Source organism: Mycobacterium simulans (genome assembly GCF_900232995.1).
GTDB classification, from domain to species: Bacteria; Actinomycetota; Actinomycetes; order Mycobacteriales; family Mycobacteriaceae; genus Mycobacterium; species Mycobacterium simulans.
In genome coordinates this window covers 149601-165555 of the sequence record NZ_OCVX01000004.1, presented here as the reverse complement: position 1 = coordinate 165555, position 15955 = coordinate 149601, and the positions used below count along the sequence as shown (strand labels likewise).

The window sequence follows — 15955 nt, the reverse complement described above, 5'->3', positions numbered from 1 at the left end:
GCACATTCAGTGAGGGTTGCGGTTACGGGGGCCAGCGGTGTTCTCGGCCGCGGCCTCGCCGTCCGATTGCTCAGCCAAGGCCACGAGGTCGCCGGCATCGCCCGTCATCGACCTGAAAGCTGGCCGAGTCCGGCAGATTTCGTCTCGGCAGATATCCGCGACGCGGGTGCGGTCGCGCGTGCCATAGCGGGAGCCGACGTGGTCGCGCACTGTGCCTGGGCCAGGAACCCCGGGCCGGACCACCGCATCAGCCACCAGGTGAATGTCGACGGCACCAGCAATGTCCTTGCGGCGATGGCCGAAACCAAGGCCGAGCGAATCGTGTTCACCAGCTCGGCGCACGTTTACGCGCCGACATCCATCGATGGCCAACACAAGGCCCGTGTCGAGGAGATGTTGGCGGCCTCGGACCTGCAGTGGGTCGCGATCCGTTCCGCACTCATTGTCGGTCGAAGCGTCGACAACTGGGTGCGCCGACTGTTGGCGCTGCCGGTTTTTCCTGACGGTTATGCCGATCGCGCGGTGCAGGTTGTCCATACCGATGATGCGCTCCGATTGATAGTCCGCGCGCTCCTTGACGCCGGAATCAACAGCGGCACAGTGGATCTCGCGGCCCCAGGCGAGCTCACCTTTCGTCAGATCGCCGATCTGCTCGGGCGCCCCATCGTGCCGACCAATTCACCGGCGCTGCGGCGCCTGACATCATTCGCCGAACTCGAATTTGTGCGGAGCGCGCCGATGCTGGAAACCGCACGGCTGCATGAAGAATGGGGTTTCCAACCGGCCTGGACCGCGCGGGAAGCTGTCGAGGACTTCGCGCTAGCGGTGCGCGGCCGGGTTTCCCTCGGCAAGCGGGTGGTATCGCTGCCGTGGCGCCTGGCCAATGTCTCGGACCTGCCCGCCGTCGACGCCCCGGCCGAGGACGGCCAGGTCCCCAGATTGGCGGGCCCAGAAGGAGTTAACGGCGAATTCGATACTCCGATTGACCCGCGTTTCCCGACGTTCCTGGCCACCAATTTGTCCGAAGCCCTGCCCGGCCCGTTCTCCCCGTCGTCGGCGTCGGTCACCGTCCGGGGCCTGCGAGCCGGTGGGGTTGCCATTGCCGAACGCCTCCGACCCGGCGGAATCGTGCAGCGGGAGATCGCAATGCGCACCGTCGCGGTGTTCGCCCACCGGCTCTACGGGGCCATTACCTCGGCGCATTTCATGGCCGAAACCGTGCCGTTCGCGAAGCCGGCAATGATCGTCAGCAATAGCGGGTTCTTCGGCCCGAGCATGGCATCGCTGCCAATCTTTGGCGAACAGCGTCCGCCGTCGGAATCCAGTAGGTTGCGCAGACAGTTGCGGACCGTCCGCAACATCGGGGTTTTCGGCGTCAATCTCGTCGGCCTCAGCGCGGGCTCGCCCCGCGACACCCGCGCCTACCTAGACGATGTCGATCGCCTGGAACGCCTCGCCGGCGAAGACCTCGCCGAGTTGGACGACCGGCGGCTGCTGAGCCTGATCCTGTTGGCGCGCGACCACGTCGTACACGGATGGCTGCTGGCCTCGGGGTCTTTCATGCTGTGTGCGGCGTTCAATGTGTTGCTGCGCGGGTTAACTGGGAAGGACACCGCGCCGGCCGCGGGTCCGCAATTGGTCAGCGCGCGATCGGTGGAAGCGGTGCAGCGGCTGGTGCTTGCCGCGCGGCGCGACCCGACGGTACTGCGCCTGCTAGCCGAACCGGGGGCGCGGCTGGAGAAGCTGGCCGTCGCGGCACCGGAGTTTTACGCCGCGGTGCGCCAAGAGCTTTCGTTGATCGGGCACCGTGGCCCGGCCGAGGTAGAGATGCTGTCGACCAGCTACGCCGACAATCCCGAGTTGCTCGTCCGCATGGTCGCCAAAACCTTGAATGCACCGCCAGCGCCGCAGCCGAGCCTCCCCGTAATTCCATTGCGGGCCAAGCCTATTGCGCTGCTGGCGGCACGCCAACTGCGCGATCGGGAAGTCCGTCGCGACAAAATGGTGCGCGCCATCTGGGTGCTGCGGAGCTTGCTGCGCGAGTACGGGCGCCGGTTGACCGACGCTGGCGTCTTCGACGCCTCAGACGATGTTTTCTATCTGCTGGTCGACGAACTCGATGCGCTTCCCGCAGACGTTGCCAAGCTGGTGGCCCGCCGCCGGGCCGAACAACACAGGTTGAGCGCCGTCGTACCGCCCACGGTGTTCAGCGGGAAATGGGAGGTGTCGACCACATCGGCGACGGCGCTCGCTGAGGGCGAGACCCTGCGCGGGGTCGGCGTCTGCGGCGGGCGGGTCCGCGGCCGGGTGCGGATCGTGCGGCCCGAGACCATCGACGATTTACAGCCCGGCGAAATTCTGGTCGCCGAGGTCACCGACGTCGGCTACACCGCCGCCTTCTGCTATGCCGCCGCAGTGGTAACCGAACTCGGCGGCCCCATGTCACACGCCGCCGTGGTGGCCCGGGAGTTCGGATTCCCCTGCGTGGTCGACGCCCAGGGGGCCACACGCTTCTTGCCGTCCGGAGCGCTCATCGAGGTGGACGGCACCGCCGGGGAGATTCATGTGCTCGAGTTAGCCCCCCAAGACGACCCTCCGCTAACGGGTCACTGAGGCCGCATCGCGGGATGACGCGAACGCCTGATAACGGCCCCGGATCCGGCTACGCTTTGGCATCTTGACCCGTTGGGAGGTGCAGATGTCGTTCCTATACGCGACGCCGGAGCTGTTGGCGGCGGCGGCGACGGATTTGTCGAGCATCGGGTCGACGATCAGTGCGGCCAACGCGGCCGCGGCCTTCCCGACAACGGAGGTTCTGGCTGCCGGTGCCGACGAGGTTTCGGCCGGTCTTGCGGCGCTGTTCGGCCAGCACGCGCTGGCATATCAGACGCTGAGCGCGCAGGCAGCGGAGTTTCACGCTCAGTTCGTCCAAACACTCAACGCGGGTGCGGGTGCCTACGCCAGCGCTGAGGCAGCCACCGTATCGACGTTGCAGGGTCCGATCGACGATCTGCTCAATTTGATCAACCTGCCCACTCGCTTGCTCTTGAACCGCCCGTTGATTGGCAACGGCCCCGATGGTGCTGCCGGGACCGGGGCGGATGGCGGGGCCGGCGGATTGCTGTACGGAAATGGCGGGGCCGGGGGATCGGGCGGCGGGTCCCACCCAGCCGGGGGGAGAGGCGGGGGGGCGGGGGGGGGCCGGGGGGGCGGGGGGGGGGGGGGGCGGGGGGGGCGGGGGGGGGGGGGGGGGGGGGGGGGGGGGGGGGGGGGGGGGGGGGGGGGGGCGGGGGGGGGGGGAGGCTGCCACCGGCCGCCACGGGCGCGGTCCCCAACACGGTGCCATCGCCCGCCCGAATGGTGACGGTCGCGCCCGCCTCACCCGTGCCGGTCAGCGTGGTGCCCGCCGGGCTGGGGGGTCACACCGGTGACGGTGGCAAAGGCGGTGTGCCGGGCGGCGCCGACGGCCAACCCGGAGTTAACGGCCGACCCGACTGACCGGTTGGACGCTGACTGGCCAGGTCAAGACTGGCCGGCTGCTATTCGAGCAGTGGATGTGTGAGCCACGCAACCGACATCGTGAGCGATGATTTGGGCGCCGCATTGGCCATCCCACCAGCGTCACAGGGGCATCGACTAAGAAGGACGTCACGAAGCCGACTGGAGGAGGCCGACGGGAGGGGCCAAGATCGGAAGCGCCATGGTTGATAAGCCGTTCGGACGGCGGAGCCTGCTGCGGGGTACCGGGGCAATCGCTGCGGCCTCGGTAGCACCGTGGGCTGCGGGCTGCGCTTCCGACGACGACGCCCTGACGTTCTTCTTCGCGGCCAACCCGGACGAGCTCCGTCCCCGGATTCGCATCGTCGACGAGTTTCAGCGCCGCCATCCCGACATCAAGGTGCGTGCGCTGTTGTCAGGACCGGGTGTCATGCAACAGATAGCAACGTTTTGCGCCGGCGGCAAGTGTCCCGATGTGTTGATGACGTGGGAGTTGACTTATGCCGAACTGGCAGACCGCGGAGTTTTGCTAAATCTCAACACCTTGCTGGCGCGGGATCCGGGTTTCGCCGGGCAGCTGAAGTCGGACAGCATTGGCGCGTTGTACGAGACCTTCACCTACAACGGAGGTCAGTACTCGTTTCCGGAGCAATGGTCCGGAACGTTCCTGTATTACAACAAGCAGCTTTTCGCCGAGGCGGGAGTGCGGCCGCCACCAAGCACCTGGAAACAACCTTGGAGTTTCGGTGAATTCCTGGATACCGCCAAGGGTCTCACCAAACGGGAGGCGTCGGGCAGGGTCACCCAATGGGGTTTCGTCAACGCATGGGTCTCGTTCTACACCGCCGGGTTGTTCGCCATGAACAACGGCGTACCTTGGTCCACGCCACGGATGAACCCTACTCACCTCAATTTCGATCATGACGCGTTCGTCGAGGCGGCGCAGTTCTACGCCGACCTGATTAACAAGCACCACGTCGCGCCGAGCACATCTGACCAACAGTCGATGTCCACCGCGGACCTGTTCGCCGTGGGAAAGGCGGCGATGGCGCTGGGCGGGCACTGGCGATACCAGACCTTCGATCAGGCTCCCGGGCTCGACTTCGACGTCGCCCCACTACCAATCGGCCCTCACGGAAAAGCCGCCTGCTCGGATATCGGCGTCACGGGGCTCGCCATATCGTCGACCAGTCAACGTAAGGAGCAGGCATGGGAATTCGTGAAGTTCGCGACCGGACCCGTCGGCCAGCAAATGATAGGTGAATCACGACTTTTCGTGCCGGTGCTGCAATCCGCGATCACTTCGGACGGATTCGCGGACGTGCACCGCAGGCTCGACAACCTCGCCGTCCTCACCGAAGGGCCAGCCGTTTCCCAAGGCATGCCGATTACCCCAGCGTGGGAAAAAATTAGCGCGCTGATGGAACGCAGCTTCGGACCCGTGCTGCGCGGGGCGCAACCGGCGACATCGCTGACTCGGCTGTCGCATGCCGTCGATGAGGTGTTGCGGAGCACATGATTTCGGGCCCGGCTACCGAAAATGCCCGTCCATCGCGCCGACGCGCCTGGGCCGGCCGCATGTTCGTCGCGCCAAACCTGGCCGCGATCGCGGTGTTCATGATCTTCCCGCTCGGATTCTCGCTTTACATGAGCTTTCACAGGTGGGACGTGTTCACGCCGGCAAAGTTCGTGGGTCTGCATAACTTCGTAAATCTGTTCACTTCTGATCCGCTGTTTCTGATCGCTATGCGCAACACGGTGGTTTTCACCATCGGAAGCGTGGCGCCAACCGTGCTGATCAGCCTTGTGGTCGCCGGCCTGCTGAACCGAAAAATCAAAGGTATCAGTATTTTTCGGACAATTGTCTTCTTACCGTTGGCCATCTCAACAGTTGTCATGGCCGTCGTCTGGCAATTCGTCTTCAACACCGACAACGGACTGCTCAACATCATGCTCGGCTGGATCGGGATCGGCCCGATTCCATGGCTGGTCGAACCAGGATGGGCCATGATCTCCCTCTGTCTGGTCAGCGTGTGGCGCAGTGTGCCGTTCGCCACGGTGGTGTTGCTGGCCGCGATGCAAGGGATTCCGGAAACCGTCTATGAAGCCGCCAAAATCGATGGCGCCGGCGAGATACGGCAATTCGTGTCCATCACGGTGCCGTTGATTCGCGGGGCAATGTCCTTCGTCGTCGTCATCTCGATCATCCACGCGTTCCAGGCTTTTGATCTCATCTACGTCCTCAACGGTTCCAATGGTGGACCAGAGACCGCAACCTATGTCTTCGGCATCATGCTCTTCCAAAACGCCTTCTCCTTTTTGGAATTCGGTTACGCGTCTGCGCTGGCGTGGGTGATGTTCGCGATCTTGCTCGCGTTGACCGTGCTGCAATTCCGGTTCACCCGGCGGCGATCATGGGAGGCTTCCGGTGGGCTCGGCTGAGCGGATGGTCAAGTACAAGATCCTTCGGGGCATCTTGCGGGGTATAGCCCTCTACGTCGCGCTGACCGCGATCGCGTGGTGCGCATTGTTCCCCATCCTGTGGGCGCTTTCGGGCTCGTTGAAGAAAGACGGCGAGGTGAGCGAGCCGAAGCTGTTACCGTCGCACCCGCAGTGGTCGAACTACAGTCAGGTATTCGACCTGATGCCGTTCTGGCGAATGTTTTTCAACACCGTGCTGTACGCCGGATGCGTTACGGTGGGCCAGGTCTTCTTCTGCTCGCTGGCTGGATATGCCTTCGCGCGACTACAGTTTCGCGGTCGCGACACCTTGTTCATCCTGTACCTGGGCACCTTGATGGTGCCGCTGACCGTGACGGTCATTCCGCAGTTCATATTGATGCGGGTCGTGGGGTGGGTAGACACGCCCTGGGCGATGATCGTCCCGGGATTATTCGGGAGTGCGTTCGGCACCTATCTGATGCGGCAATTCTTTCGCACTCTGCCCAGGGATCTTGAGGAAGCCGCGATTCTCGACGGTTGTTCGCCGTGGCAGATCTACTGGCGGATCTTGCTGCCGCACGCGCGGCCCGCGGTCATGGTGCTGGCGGTGCTCACCTGGGTCAACGTGTGGAACGACTTTCTGTGGCCGCTGCTGATGATCCAGCGCAACAGCCTGGCGACGCTGACTCTTGGGCTGGTCCGATTGCAGGGCGAATACGTTGCCCGGTGGCCGATATTGATGGCGACCTCGATGCTGATTCTGGTGCCGCTGGTACTCCTCTACGCGGTCGCGCAACGCTCCTTTGTCCGTGGTATCGCCGTAACCGGGATGGGCGGGTAATCCACGTGGCTGCAGTAAGTTTCGAGCAGGCGACCCGACGGTATCCGGGCGCGGATCGACCGGCCGTGGATGGCCTCGACCTTGTTGTCGGTGACGGTGAGTTCGTCGTCCTGGTGGGGCCATCCGGATGCGGTAAGACGACCTCACTGCGGATGCTGGCCGGACTGGAAACGCTGGACTCCGGACGTGTCCGGATCGGCGACCGCGATGTCACCAACGTCGAACCCAAGGATCGCGACGTCGCGATGGTGTTTCAGAATTACGCCCTCTACCCGCACATGACGGTGGCGCAGAACATGGGCTTCGCGCTGAGGGTCGCCAAGATCCCGAAATCCGAAATCCGCGACCGGGTGCTAGCCGCGGCGCAAATGCTTGATCTGCAACCCTATCTGGATCGCAAACCCAAAGACCTCTCCGGCGGGCAACGGCAGCGCGTGGCGATGGGGCGCGCAATCGTACGCCGTCCGCAGGTGTTCTTGATGGACGAGCCGCTGTCTAATCTCGACGCCAAACTGCGTGTGCAAACTCGCAACCAAATCGCGGCATTGCAACGGCAACTTGGCACCACCACGGTTTACGTCACCCACGACCAGGTCGAGGCCATGACCATGGGAGACCGTGTCGCGGTGCTGCGCGACGGCGTGTTGCAGCAATGCGCGGCACCGCGCGAGCTTTACCGCAACCCCCGCAACGTGTTCGTCGCCGGATTCATCGGGTCTCCGGCGATGAACCTGTTCACCCTGCCAGTTGTCGATTCCTCAGTGTCGCTGGGGGACTGGGCTATTCAAGTGCCGCGTGAGATCGCCAACACCGCAGCCGAAGTCGTCGTCGGCGTACGCCCCGAACATTTCGAGCTCGGCAGTCGCGGTGTTGAGATGAAGGTCGACGTCGTTGAAGAACTCGGGGCAGACGCCTACCTATATGGCCGAATCACGGGTTCCGGCAAGGTAATCAGTACATCCGTTGTCGCTCGCACCGATGGCCATCACCCGCCCGAAAGGGGCAGTCGGGTGCGCTTGCACCCACACCGCGGGCAGCTGCACTTTTTCGGCGTTGACGGGCGGCGGATTGACTCAGGGTCCGTCGCCTAACCGCGGGAAGTCAGCCAATCGCCAGTCGCCGAGCGACCAAGCGGCGTACTGTTCGAGGGCGGTTCTTGCGTCTTCGCTTGCGACACTACGGTCTTCGCCGTCGAGGGCTGCGCGCCGTGCTTCAACATAGGCGGCCGCGGGTGGTTCTACACGGGCTCGGGCCGATCTGTACTCCGAACTCCATTGTCGGGCAGCATTATCGACGTGCCAAAGGGCATTGACGTAGTCCGTGGCGAGCCAGGAGCCGAACCTGTTGAGCGCAGCGGCGGCGCGGCCCCCACCCGGCCACGCCACACGAAGTTGTTCGCCGAGTGCCGACAGGCGCGTTCCGAGCGCTTCGAACCCTTCCGGCATCAATTCGGGCAGTATCACGTCGTTCTCGCCGATCGTAAGCATGACAGCGCAGCTGAGGATCTCGTCGGCGGTTCGCGGTGCCCAGCTGTCGTCGTGTGCCCAACTCGTCGATGGGGCGCGGACCGGGCGGCGGCTGATGTCCACCGGGTGGTTGGCCGACGGTGCGACGAGGCCGAGCATGCCAACCGACGTCCACTGCGAAATCGCCGTCATGGTTTGGGCTGTCCCGATGAAGATCTCGGCCATGCGCGTGAGTTCGTCGGCGGCGTCGCAAGCCGCCACGCCCAGAGATGAGCGTGCGTAGGTCAGGTGGGCAGCGATCCGCATTGAGTAAGGATCGGGGGCCGGTGACGGCACCGGCAGGCGCAGTGGCCTGCCTCTCGTGGCAAGCGAATCGGCGACGGAGAGAACTTGATCAGATATCTCACGGACCGCGGAGACGTCGAGCAGCACCGTGTCGTCCATCGCCGTTACCTCAGTACTTGAGGGTCTTGTGTCTGAACGCCTCGTACTCCTCCGCGGTGGGCACTTCGGGCATCAGCTCGTAGATCGTTGGCCGGAACCGCCGGTCGTCGATAGCGGCATCCAGCTGTTCGCGCAAGCTCAGCCGGCCCCGCGCCGAGGCCACCGAAGCCACCGCCAAAATCTCTTGCGCCAGCGTACGTTCCGTCATCTTCCGGACCTTCTTATCAAGAAAGATGCCACGCACGGCGCCGCCGTGAGCCGCCAAGACGCCAATCGTGCGGCGCTGATTGAACACCTCGTAGGTCCGGTCGGTGAAGGGGAATTGTCCTGCATCAACTATCTTTTCGTCGCTGGACTCACGAAACAATCGTGCTGCCTCGGCGGCAGCCTCTTCGCTGGCCGCGGCCGTAAGCCGGGAGATGTCCTTGGCGATAGCGGCGGCAGTCTTGCGGTCCAGCACTCCGGGCTTGAGCCAGAGGTCGACGAACTCGCCGTTCATGTCAACCTTGACGGCGATCTCCCGATCCTTAGACACCCGTTCGGCGGTGTAGGTCCGCATTTGGTCCAGCGACGACATGAGGCGATCGCTTAGTTTGTCGGCGAAGTCCAGGGCCTGTTGGACTTCGGGGTTGACGCTGCTCATACTTCGATGACCTTATCGCCGGTAGCCTCGACCGGCTGCGTCCGTGCAACCATTCTCGGACCGGTGATGGGTGCGGTGATATCCGGAACCGGCCTGATCGCTATTCATGCAGGTAACATGCCATCTATGGACGCGCTTGCCCCGGGGGGAGCACAGCCTCCGACATCGGGCCCCCGCGATACCGCGAACAGCCACGCTTCCCGTCCGTGGCCTGAGGGTGCGGCGTTGCCGCCGCCAACTGCTTACGGTCCGTATGGCGAGACTGCGCCGTACCTCGGTGGGCCTCGGCCGCCAAGACGCCAATGGTTTCCGGTCGCCGTCGTAGCCGCGATCTTGATCGCTGGTGCACTCATCGCGGCAGCGATCTTCTTCAAGGGCGCTGGTACTTCGCCCACGCCGGCGACCGTGGCACCGACTGCTCAGCCGCCGACTGCGCAGCTGTCGCCAACGTCGGCGGGTCGCGCCAAGACGTGCTTTGCCTGGTCAATCGCCAAGGCGGACCTTGGGCAAGTGCCACGGCTCCCGAGTGGGTGGACCTACGAAACACCGGGGATCGATCAGATGATCGCCAGCCGAGCGGCCATTATCGACAAAATATTGAAGACCTTTGCTAGCCAGATCTCACCAGAACCGGTCGATGTCGCTGTGGCCGCCCACCAATTCATTGACAAGCAGGGTGCGGAGGTGACCAAGCTGCCTGCCCACACGCTTAACGCCGCAGACATCAATGCGATCGCCGATGCCACCGCTGCGTTGAATCGCGCCTGCGGCGTGGAATGACTCCCAAGCCGACTACCCCCCACGCCGATGAGATTCTCGGCCCGTACTGGGAATCGTCGATAACTCCTGAAAGCCTGAGCAACTGGTCGCTGAAGCTTGCGGATGCCGCTGCCGAATTGGGGTTCATCGCCGGCGACGGTCAGGTCAAGGCTATACAGCTCCTTGGCTATGGCCAGGGTGCGCTGGCCGAAGCCAGTTCGGCGGCGTGGGTCAAGTTCTTCGCCGAAGTCACCGAGATAGGGGCACAATTCGCCGCGGCTTCGACGATCGTTGCGGGTTGCGCTGAGGTGTTGGGCACCATGCTGGTGTCGATGGCGGGCGTCGTGGAGTGGGCAGAAGCCGCTATTGCGGCTTTCGAAGCGGCCCGCGTCGAATTGGAACTTGTCGGCCAGAACGTGGACGAGATGATCCGAGCTGTCGTTGCCGAAGCGCACACCCAAGTGGTGGGATTTTCGACCGGCGCGACCGGCGCGATCACTGAACTTTTTGCCGGTGTTCCCGGTATGGGCGCACCGCCGTCCGGTCCTCCCGGCATGCACACACCGACTGGTGTAAGTCTGCCGGGGGGTGCGCCGGCCGATCCGGCGGGCATGGCTCCGCCGGCGGAGACGCCGGCAGTCCCGTCGGGCCTGGCGCTGCCCGGCGGGGCGCCCGCCGGTCCGACGGGATTGGCCCCGCATGGTGACGTGACTGCGGTCCCGACGGGGCTGACCTCACCGGGCGGCGCACCATCGGTTCCAACTGGCTTGTCCGCGCCTGGCGGAGCGCCGGCCGTTCCGACGGGTTTGGCCTCGCCGGGAGGTGCGCCGGCGGTCCCGGCTGGGTTGGCGTCGCCGGGTGGTGCGCCGACAGTTCCGGCCGGTGCGGGTGTTGCGCCGGGGACGGGCTTGCCCGGCACCGGCACGCCTGCGGCGGGGGCGCCCCCCCCGCCCCGTTCTGGCGGGCGGGCCAGAACCCCGCCGATACCGCTCCAGCGGTTAGGTGGTTGAAACCCGATTCCATGGCGGCCCCACCCGCTCCAATCGGTGCTGCACCGGCCGTTACCCCGGGCGAGGCCCAAGTGAGCGCCTGTCCAAGCTGGACCCCCGGGGGGGGGCCCCGCTGTGTCCCCTGCGGTTGGCCCCGGGGGGGGGGGGCGCGGGCCGCCGCGGGGGGTGTGGCCCGGGGGGGGGGGGGGCGGGGGGGCCGGGGGGGGTGGGGCGCGGGGGGGGGGGCCGCGCCGGGCCGGGGGGGGGGGGGTTGGGGGGGGGGGGGGGGTTGCCCCGGCCCCGGCCCCGCCGGGGGGGGGCCCCCCCGCCATGACTACACCCGCCGGTTTGGCTACGCCGGCCACAACAGGCACGCCGGCCGCTACTGGGACGGGGGCCATGCAGCCCGCCGCCGGGCTAGCCCCGGCAACTGCCATAGCCGGGGTCGATGCGCAGGCCACGGCAGCTGCTCCGGTTGCCGCCGTTCCCGGTGCTGTGGGCTCGGCGGCTGGTGCGGCTCCGGCTGCGGCCGCCGCGGCAAGTCCAATCGCGGGCGCCCCGATGAGTGCGGCGCCCATCGCAGCTGCCGCCACCGCCATGCCTGCGGCGGCGTCTCCCTCATTTGGGCCAGCGGCTGCAATCCCGTCGGTGACGCCGGTCGCCTCGACGGCTCCCGCTATGGCCCCGCCGCCCATGGCGGCTGTCCCGGCTCAGCCGGGCCCCGGCTTGCACGCGACGGCGTCTACCTTGGCCGCTCCGTCGTCCGGAGCCCCGCCCAGCGCGGCCGTGCCGTCCAGCGGTCCCGGACCGCACCCGCCCACCGGGCAGCAATCTTCACACACGTCCGATGATGCAGACCATGTCGTGCACGATGCGGGGCGGATGACCGCTTCGCCCCTGATCGCTCCCGACGACGCCGCGATCATTCCTGCGCCGTTCGTGGTGCGCGTTCCCGGGGAGCAGGTGCGGGTCGTCGACTTGGACCTGGCGACGGTGCGTGGGGTGCTTGAGGCCGCCGGCGGAGGATCCGGCGTGAGGTGGGCCGCCGGCATGGTCGTGACCGGCGGCCGCCGCCAAGTCGTTGTCACAACAGACCGTGGTCGGAGCTGGTTTCCGCCGAACACGCTGCTGCCCGAGGATGTCGTGCTGCCCTGGACGCACGAGGACTCCGCGCGCTGGGAGGGCCTGCTGGATCCAGCCCGGGCGATCGTCGAGTACGCCGCGGCGACGTCGGCGGAGTTGACGGCGCTGGCATCGACGCACAGCAGCGCGCCCGGTGTCGCTGCCGGGGTGCCGTTCGTGTTCGCGGACGCGGTAGAGCGACCCAGGCCGGACTTATTAGACGGCCTGGTCGCGCGGCGTGAGGTGTTTGCTGTATCAGCGACTCGATTGGCTGCCGCCGCCGCCATCACCGACCCCGCTGATCAGCGCCGGCAAGCGGTGTGGATCGCCCACGACGCAGTGGTCAAAGCTGGCTCACCGGCAACGCGCAGCACGCTTCGCCGTTCTATATTGGCCGCTTTCAATGCGGATCCGGCGCTGTCCGAATCCCGCAAGATCGAGCGTCTCGGGTGGGATGCGCTGGTGACCGAAAACGAAGTTTTGTGGGAGAAGGATTTCGCTGCGAGAATGGATGTCCGCAACGTTGCTATTGGCCAATTGGACACCGGGGGCGGAAAGTGTCGGCCGTTCTTGGTGCAGTCGTACGCAACCGAGGCAGTACTGGCGTTGCGGAATGCGTCACCGCGTCAGGCTTTGCTGGATGCCTTGTATTCGTGGTCGATGCTGCTGGAGCTGATCGATACCGACAGGGAGGCGGTGCTCGCGTGAACCAGCCGATGCATTTTGATATCGCGACCTTTCGCGACATGTCCGGCCGGATGGCTGAGGACGGTTTTCACGCCGGCAATTTGGCCCGCGACGCGACATTCAGCTACTCGCCGGCGGGGGGTAACAGTCCAACGGGGTTCATCCTGTCGACCGGATTGGGCGCTCTGCAGGGTGATTTGGCGCTCGGACCGCCGGGAATCTTGGCTGGGGCCGCTGGAACCGATCGTGGTGTCCAAACGGGATTGAGCAACATTGAGGGCCAGGATCAGACCAACGCGGGGCGCGCCCGTCTCGCCAAGAACCCAGGGGACCCGGAGTCGATCGAGCAACAGGCCGCGGACAAAGCCAAGGAGGCTGCCGAAAAGCCCGAGCAGATGATGCAGCAGATGTTGCAGCAAATGCTCCAGATGGCTGCCCAAACCGGTGGCCAGTTCGGGCAGCAATTCGGTCAGCTCAGCCAGCAGTTCAGTCAGCTGTTTGGCCAGGCCACACAGCAGATGAGCCAGCTGTTCTCTCAAGCGGGCAAGGCCGGGGCCAGCGGCGTTGAGCCCGCCGTCGACGCCGCCACCGCAGGACTGGATGCGGCAGGCGCAGCAGGAGGCGGTGCCGGGGGCGCGGGACTGGGTGTGACTATGCCCGCGGGTCTGGACGAGGCGGTCACTCCGATGACTACCTCAAGTGCGTTGGCGCCCAGTGCGATTCCACCCGCCGCTGGCGCACAGGCGGCCTCGGCGGCCGGCCGAGGTGGGATGCCGATGATGCCGATGATGCCAATGGCGCCGCACCGGGGGTCCGGCGACGGGGGCACATCGGTCAAGCGGGATTCAAAGATCTTCCCGGAGAGCAAGATCTACGATCCGCCGAAAGGTACCGAGCAGAACTTTGGGGCCAACCCCGAAATCGACGCGGAGGAGCCACCTTTCGGCACCGCAAAAGCGTGACCAAAACCGCAACGGTATGCGTCGGTGTCGAAACTGATGTTTTGCAGGGAAAGTGCGAGACGGTGTCTGCAAAACGTCAGTCTCGGCGGCCAATCCAGGACTGAACATTCCGATCAGCTTGTCGTGACTAGACGCGCGCCTCGCTCAGCGAGCAGGGGTTGAATCACATCGGCAAGTGGGCACTGTCGACGCCGCCATGCACACTCTTCGCTACTGGTTCGCTCTATGTCCGTCCCGTCATTGCAAGAAGATGACGGTGTGTGGGGATCGGATCGCCACGGCGACGCAACCGTACAGCAGAAAGAGTAGGACTCCGGCCAGGAAGGCCACGACGAGTTTCGTGGACTGAGGACGGAACCGTCGCGTCCGCAGATACACCAGCGGTGCGCCGACGAGTGCTACGGCCAGACCCAAAAACAGCCCGGCGGTCGGTGCGTAAAACGACAATCCCGCTGCGAACAAAACGAACCCCGACACGGCCCAGATGCCAGTTGCCGCAACACATCCCAGCGCCGCTGAAATAACGCACAGGATTCCCGTCTTGGTCATGACCGGCTCCGGCTTATCGTCCACCGTAGGTCATCAGCCCTTTGGCCTCAGCGACATGTCGGGTGACCCGATCGATGTAGGGTTGCCATACACCCATTGCCACGCCGGTGTAGCCGGTACGTAAGCCCGGACTAAGTATCGGAATATCTTCTGAGCCAGGACCTTGGGTGATGTAGCCGCGTATGCCGAGATGGAGTTGTCCACCGCCTTCGTAAAATCTGAAATGGATTGTGCTTCCAGGCCCGTCGACGTGGCCGGGGAGGGTGACAAATTCAATGTTGATGTCGTTTGCGCTTCGTGCTACTTGAGTCACTCTGACCGGGAAATTTGCCGGAAGTTTTTGACCAGCCATTCTGATTTCCAGGGGAAGTTCATCGCCAACTTTAGGAAGATTTTTCGGTGCCCCTCCCATGGGGAAGTTGCAGTTGAAGCATCGGTTGAGTTCGTTCCACACGTCGTCGATGGAGGTGACCTCGCCAGCACTTCTTACGCCGGGATACTTGGAACTACCCGCTTCGACGTCGCTGGTGAAGTCGAGGTCGTATTCCCAGGGTGACTCGGGAGGTGGGATGCGTGGAGCCTCAGGCACTTCTGTGTAGTCGACCGCTTGTACGCCGTCCGTTGCGGGCTTGTTCGACCTAGCGGTAGCGAGGCTGGCAGTGATGGTCTCAACTTGTCCGGCCAGACTCGCAAACTGAGCTTGGGCACCTTTTACAACCGCCTGAGCCTCGCCAATTCGCAACGCGCCGGCGCGAAGGAGGGCAATCTTGCCGGCGGGTGTCGTGGCCACCGGGTCAAGGGCGGCCTTGTCCGCTAGCCATTGGTGATAGATCGCGTCGAGTCGTGATCGCGCATTGACGGAGACTTGTCCGCCACTCTGGACGATCGGACCCACTGATGCGTGGGCGTTGGAAAGGATTTGCCGTCGGGCGTCGAGGTTGTCGCTGCCAGAGCGAGCGGCACCGCTAGCGACACCGGTCCACTCGGTTGCGGGAGGAACTGCGCCACCGAATGAGCGTGGTGGCCAGCCAGGAGGGGGACCGGCACCCAGTGATGCGCGCAGTCGCTGGAGCGTCGCGTCGATATCTACGGCAGGCATCGCGACCCAAGCTGTCAGATGAGTGTTGTCGTGGATGCGCCGACCCGGTTACCCGAAGCTGCATCGGTTCGAAGAAGATTCTTGACCACGGATCGGGTCGTGTTGGCAAAGTCGTGGTAGTCCTTCGACAGATCGGTTCCAGCCTCGAACAGCGCGGCATCGAACGCAGCGACCGCATCGGTGAGTATCGCGCCAGCCGGGCCAAATGCTGAGGACATCGCTGCGGCCATAGCGGGATCGGGCGTGGTCGCGGCCTGTATCTGCGCAGCGACACCATCATGCTTGCCAGCGAACGCGGCTACGTCGCCTGTCTCGAACCTCAGGCTCATAGCGGACACTCTAGTTGAGTTGCTTACCTCCATCAGTGCGGTGGAGAAACTCGGAGCGACGCGCCTGACGGCCGCGTTCTAGCGATGCCTGGCCTGGTGTAGATCGACGTACCAGCTCGCCCGTT

The 15955-nt window shown here is 64.8% G+C and carries 15 protein-coding genes and 1 pseudogene; 11 read left to right on the top strand and 5 right to left on the bottom strand.

The genetic code is table 11. From position 1 onward, the window contains the following. Window positions 1-9: 9 nt before the first annotated feature. The 7 genes and pseudogenes from MSIMFI_RS17010 to MSIMFI_RS16980 all read left to right on the top strand — a co-directional run bounded on the left by MSIMFI_RS17010 (window position 10) and on the right by MSIMFI_RS16980 (window position 7872). The gene (locus MSIMFI_RS17010) at window positions 10-2613 is read left to right on the top strand and encodes a sugar epimerase family protein (protein WP_191498346.1); all 2604 of its coding nucleotides are present in this window, start codon (window positions 10-12) and stop codon (window positions 2611-2613) included. A gap of 85 nt (window positions 2614-2698) precedes the next feature. Next, a pseudogene (locus MSIMFI_RS30055) lies at window positions 2699-3304 on the top strand (PE family protein); the annotation flags it as partial. A gap of 53 nt (window positions 3305-3357) precedes the next feature. Then, window positions 3358-3498: a hypothetical protein gene (locus tag MSIMFI_RS17000; protein WP_191498345.1), complete on the top strand. Its 141-nt coding sequence runs from the start codon at window positions 3358-3360 to the stop codon at window positions 3496-3498. Between the two features lie 202 nt (window positions 3499-3700). Next, window positions 3701-5017: an ABC transporter substrate-binding protein gene (locus tag MSIMFI_RS16995; RefSeq protein WP_191498344.1), complete on the top strand. Its 1317-nt coding sequence runs from the start codon at window positions 3701-3703 to the stop codon at window positions 5015-5017. After that, window positions 5014-5940, top strand: a complete 927-nt coding sequence (locus MSIMFI_RS16990) for a carbohydrate ABC transporter permease (protein ID WP_186243504.1) — start codon at window positions 5014-5016, stop codon at window positions 5938-5940. Before MSIMFI_RS16995 ends, MSIMFI_RS16990 begins: the two co-directional genes overlap by 4 nt. Further along, entirely contained in the window at window positions 5927-6781 is an 855-nt protein-coding gene (locus tag MSIMFI_RS16985) for a carbohydrate ABC transporter permease (RefSeq protein ID WP_191498343.1), read from the top strand. Before MSIMFI_RS16990 ends, MSIMFI_RS16985 begins: the two co-directional genes overlap by 14 nt. Window positions 6782-6786: 5 nt before the next feature. Continuing rightward, the gene (locus tag MSIMFI_RS16980; RefSeq protein WP_191498342.1) at window positions 6787-7872 is read left to right on the top strand and encodes an ABC transporter ATP-binding protein; all 1086 of its coding nucleotides are present in this window, start codon (window positions 6787-6789) and stop codon (window positions 7870-7872) included. Here the strand turns inward: MSIMFI_RS16980 and MSIMFI_RS16975 are convergent. Further along, a complete protein-coding gene (locus MSIMFI_RS16975; RefSeq protein WP_191498341.1) occupies window positions 7855-8691 on the bottom strand; it encodes a hypothetical protein in 837 nt (278 codons plus the stop codon). The two genes, MSIMFI_RS16980 and MSIMFI_RS16975, sit on opposite strands and share 18 nt — an antisense overlap. A gap of 10 nt (window positions 8692-8701) precedes the next feature. Further along, complete coding sequence (locus tag MSIMFI_RS16970) at window positions 8702-9334, bottom strand: hypothetical protein (protein WP_191498340.1); 633 nt, start codon at window positions 9332-9334, stop codon at window positions 8702-8704. Between the two features lie 126 nt (window positions 9335-9460). Here MSIMFI_RS16970 and MSIMFI_RS16965 point away from each other — a divergent pair, with 126 nt between their 5' ends. From MSIMFI_RS16965 to MSIMFI_RS16950, 4 genes are all read left to right on the top strand, one after another. Beyond that, entirely contained in the window at window positions 9461-10114 is a 654-nt protein-coding gene (locus MSIMFI_RS16965; RefSeq protein ID WP_191498339.1) for a hypothetical protein, read from the top strand. After that, the gene (locus MSIMFI_RS16960; protein WP_191498338.1) at window positions 10111-11103 is read left to right on the top strand and encodes a hypothetical protein; all 993 of its coding nucleotides are present in this window, start codon (window positions 10111-10113) and stop codon (window positions 11101-11103) included. The genes MSIMFI_RS16965 and MSIMFI_RS16960 overlap by 4 nt, the downstream gene beginning before the upstream one ends. Before the next feature lie 114 nt (window positions 11104-11217). Beyond that, a complete protein-coding gene (locus MSIMFI_RS16955) occupies window positions 11218-12912 on the top strand; it encodes a hypothetical protein (RefSeq protein ID WP_191498337.1) in 1695 nt (564 codons plus the stop codon). Continuing rightward, window positions 12909-13853, top strand: coding sequence for a hypothetical protein (locus MSIMFI_RS16950; RefSeq protein WP_191498336.1), 945 nt, complete (start codon window positions 12909-12911; stop codon window positions 13851-13853). Before MSIMFI_RS16955 ends, MSIMFI_RS16950 begins: the two co-directional genes overlap by 4 nt. A gap of 237 nt (window positions 13854-14090) precedes the next feature. Here the strand turns inward: MSIMFI_RS16950 and MSIMFI_RS16945 are convergent, their stop codons facing one another. The 3 genes from MSIMFI_RS16945 to MSIMFI_RS16935 form a co-directional block, all read right to left on the bottom strand. Continuing rightward, complete coding sequence (locus MSIMFI_RS16945; RefSeq protein ID WP_191498335.1) at window positions 14091-14402, bottom strand: hypothetical protein; 312 nt, start codon at window positions 14400-14402, stop codon at window positions 14091-14093. A gap of 13 nt (window positions 14403-14415) precedes the next feature. Then, on the bottom strand, window positions 14416-15192 hold the full coding sequence (locus MSIMFI_RS16940) for a hypothetical protein (RefSeq protein ID WP_191498334.1): 777 nt from the start codon (window positions 15190-15192) through the stop codon (window positions 14416-14418). Between the two features lie 323 nt (window positions 15193-15515). Then, entirely contained in the window at window positions 15516-15830 is a 315-nt protein-coding gene (locus tag MSIMFI_RS16935) for a type VII secretion target (RefSeq protein WP_191498333.1), read from the bottom strand. Window positions 15831-15955: the final 125 nt, after the last annotated feature.

Bases quoted from the DNA above. Each gene is read 5' to 3' on its own strand.
- MSIMFI_RS16975 (WP_191498341.1), bottom strand. From the start codon at position 8,691: ATGGACGACACGGTGCTGCTCGACGTCTCCGCGGTCCGTGAGATATCT.
- MSIMFI_RS16935 (WP_191498333.1), bottom strand. From the start codon at position 15,830: ATGAGCCTGAGGTTCGAGACAGGCGACGTAGCCGCGTTCGCTGGCAAG.
- MSIMFI_RS16945 (WP_191498335.1), bottom strand. From the start codon at position 14,402: ATGACCAAGACGGGAATCCTGTGCGTTATTTCAGCGGCGCTGGGATGT.
- MSIMFI_RS16960 (WP_191498338.1), top strand. From the start codon at position 10,111: ATGACTCCCAAGCCGACTACCCCCCACGCCGATGAGATTCTCGGCCCG.
- MSIMFI_RS16970 (WP_191498340.1), bottom strand. From the start codon at position 9,334: ATGAGCAGCGTCAACCCCGAAGTCCAACAGGCCCTGGACTTCGCCGAC.
- MSIMFI_RS17000 (WP_191498345.1), top strand. From the start codon at position 3,358: ATGGTGACGGTCGCGCCCGCCTCACCCGTGCCGGTCAGCGTGGTGCCC.
- MSIMFI_RS16990 (WP_186243504.1), top strand. From the start codon at position 5,014: ATGATTTCGGGCCCGGCTACCGAAAATGCCCGTCCATCGCGCCGACGC.
- MSIMFI_RS16995 (WP_191498344.1), top strand. From the start codon at position 3,701: ATGGTTGATAAGCCGTTCGGACGGCGGAGCCTGCTGCGGGGTACCGGG.
- MSIMFI_RS16965 (WP_191498339.1), top strand. From the start codon at position 9,461: ATGGACGCGCTTGCCCCGGGGGGAGCACAGCCTCCGACATCGGGCCCC.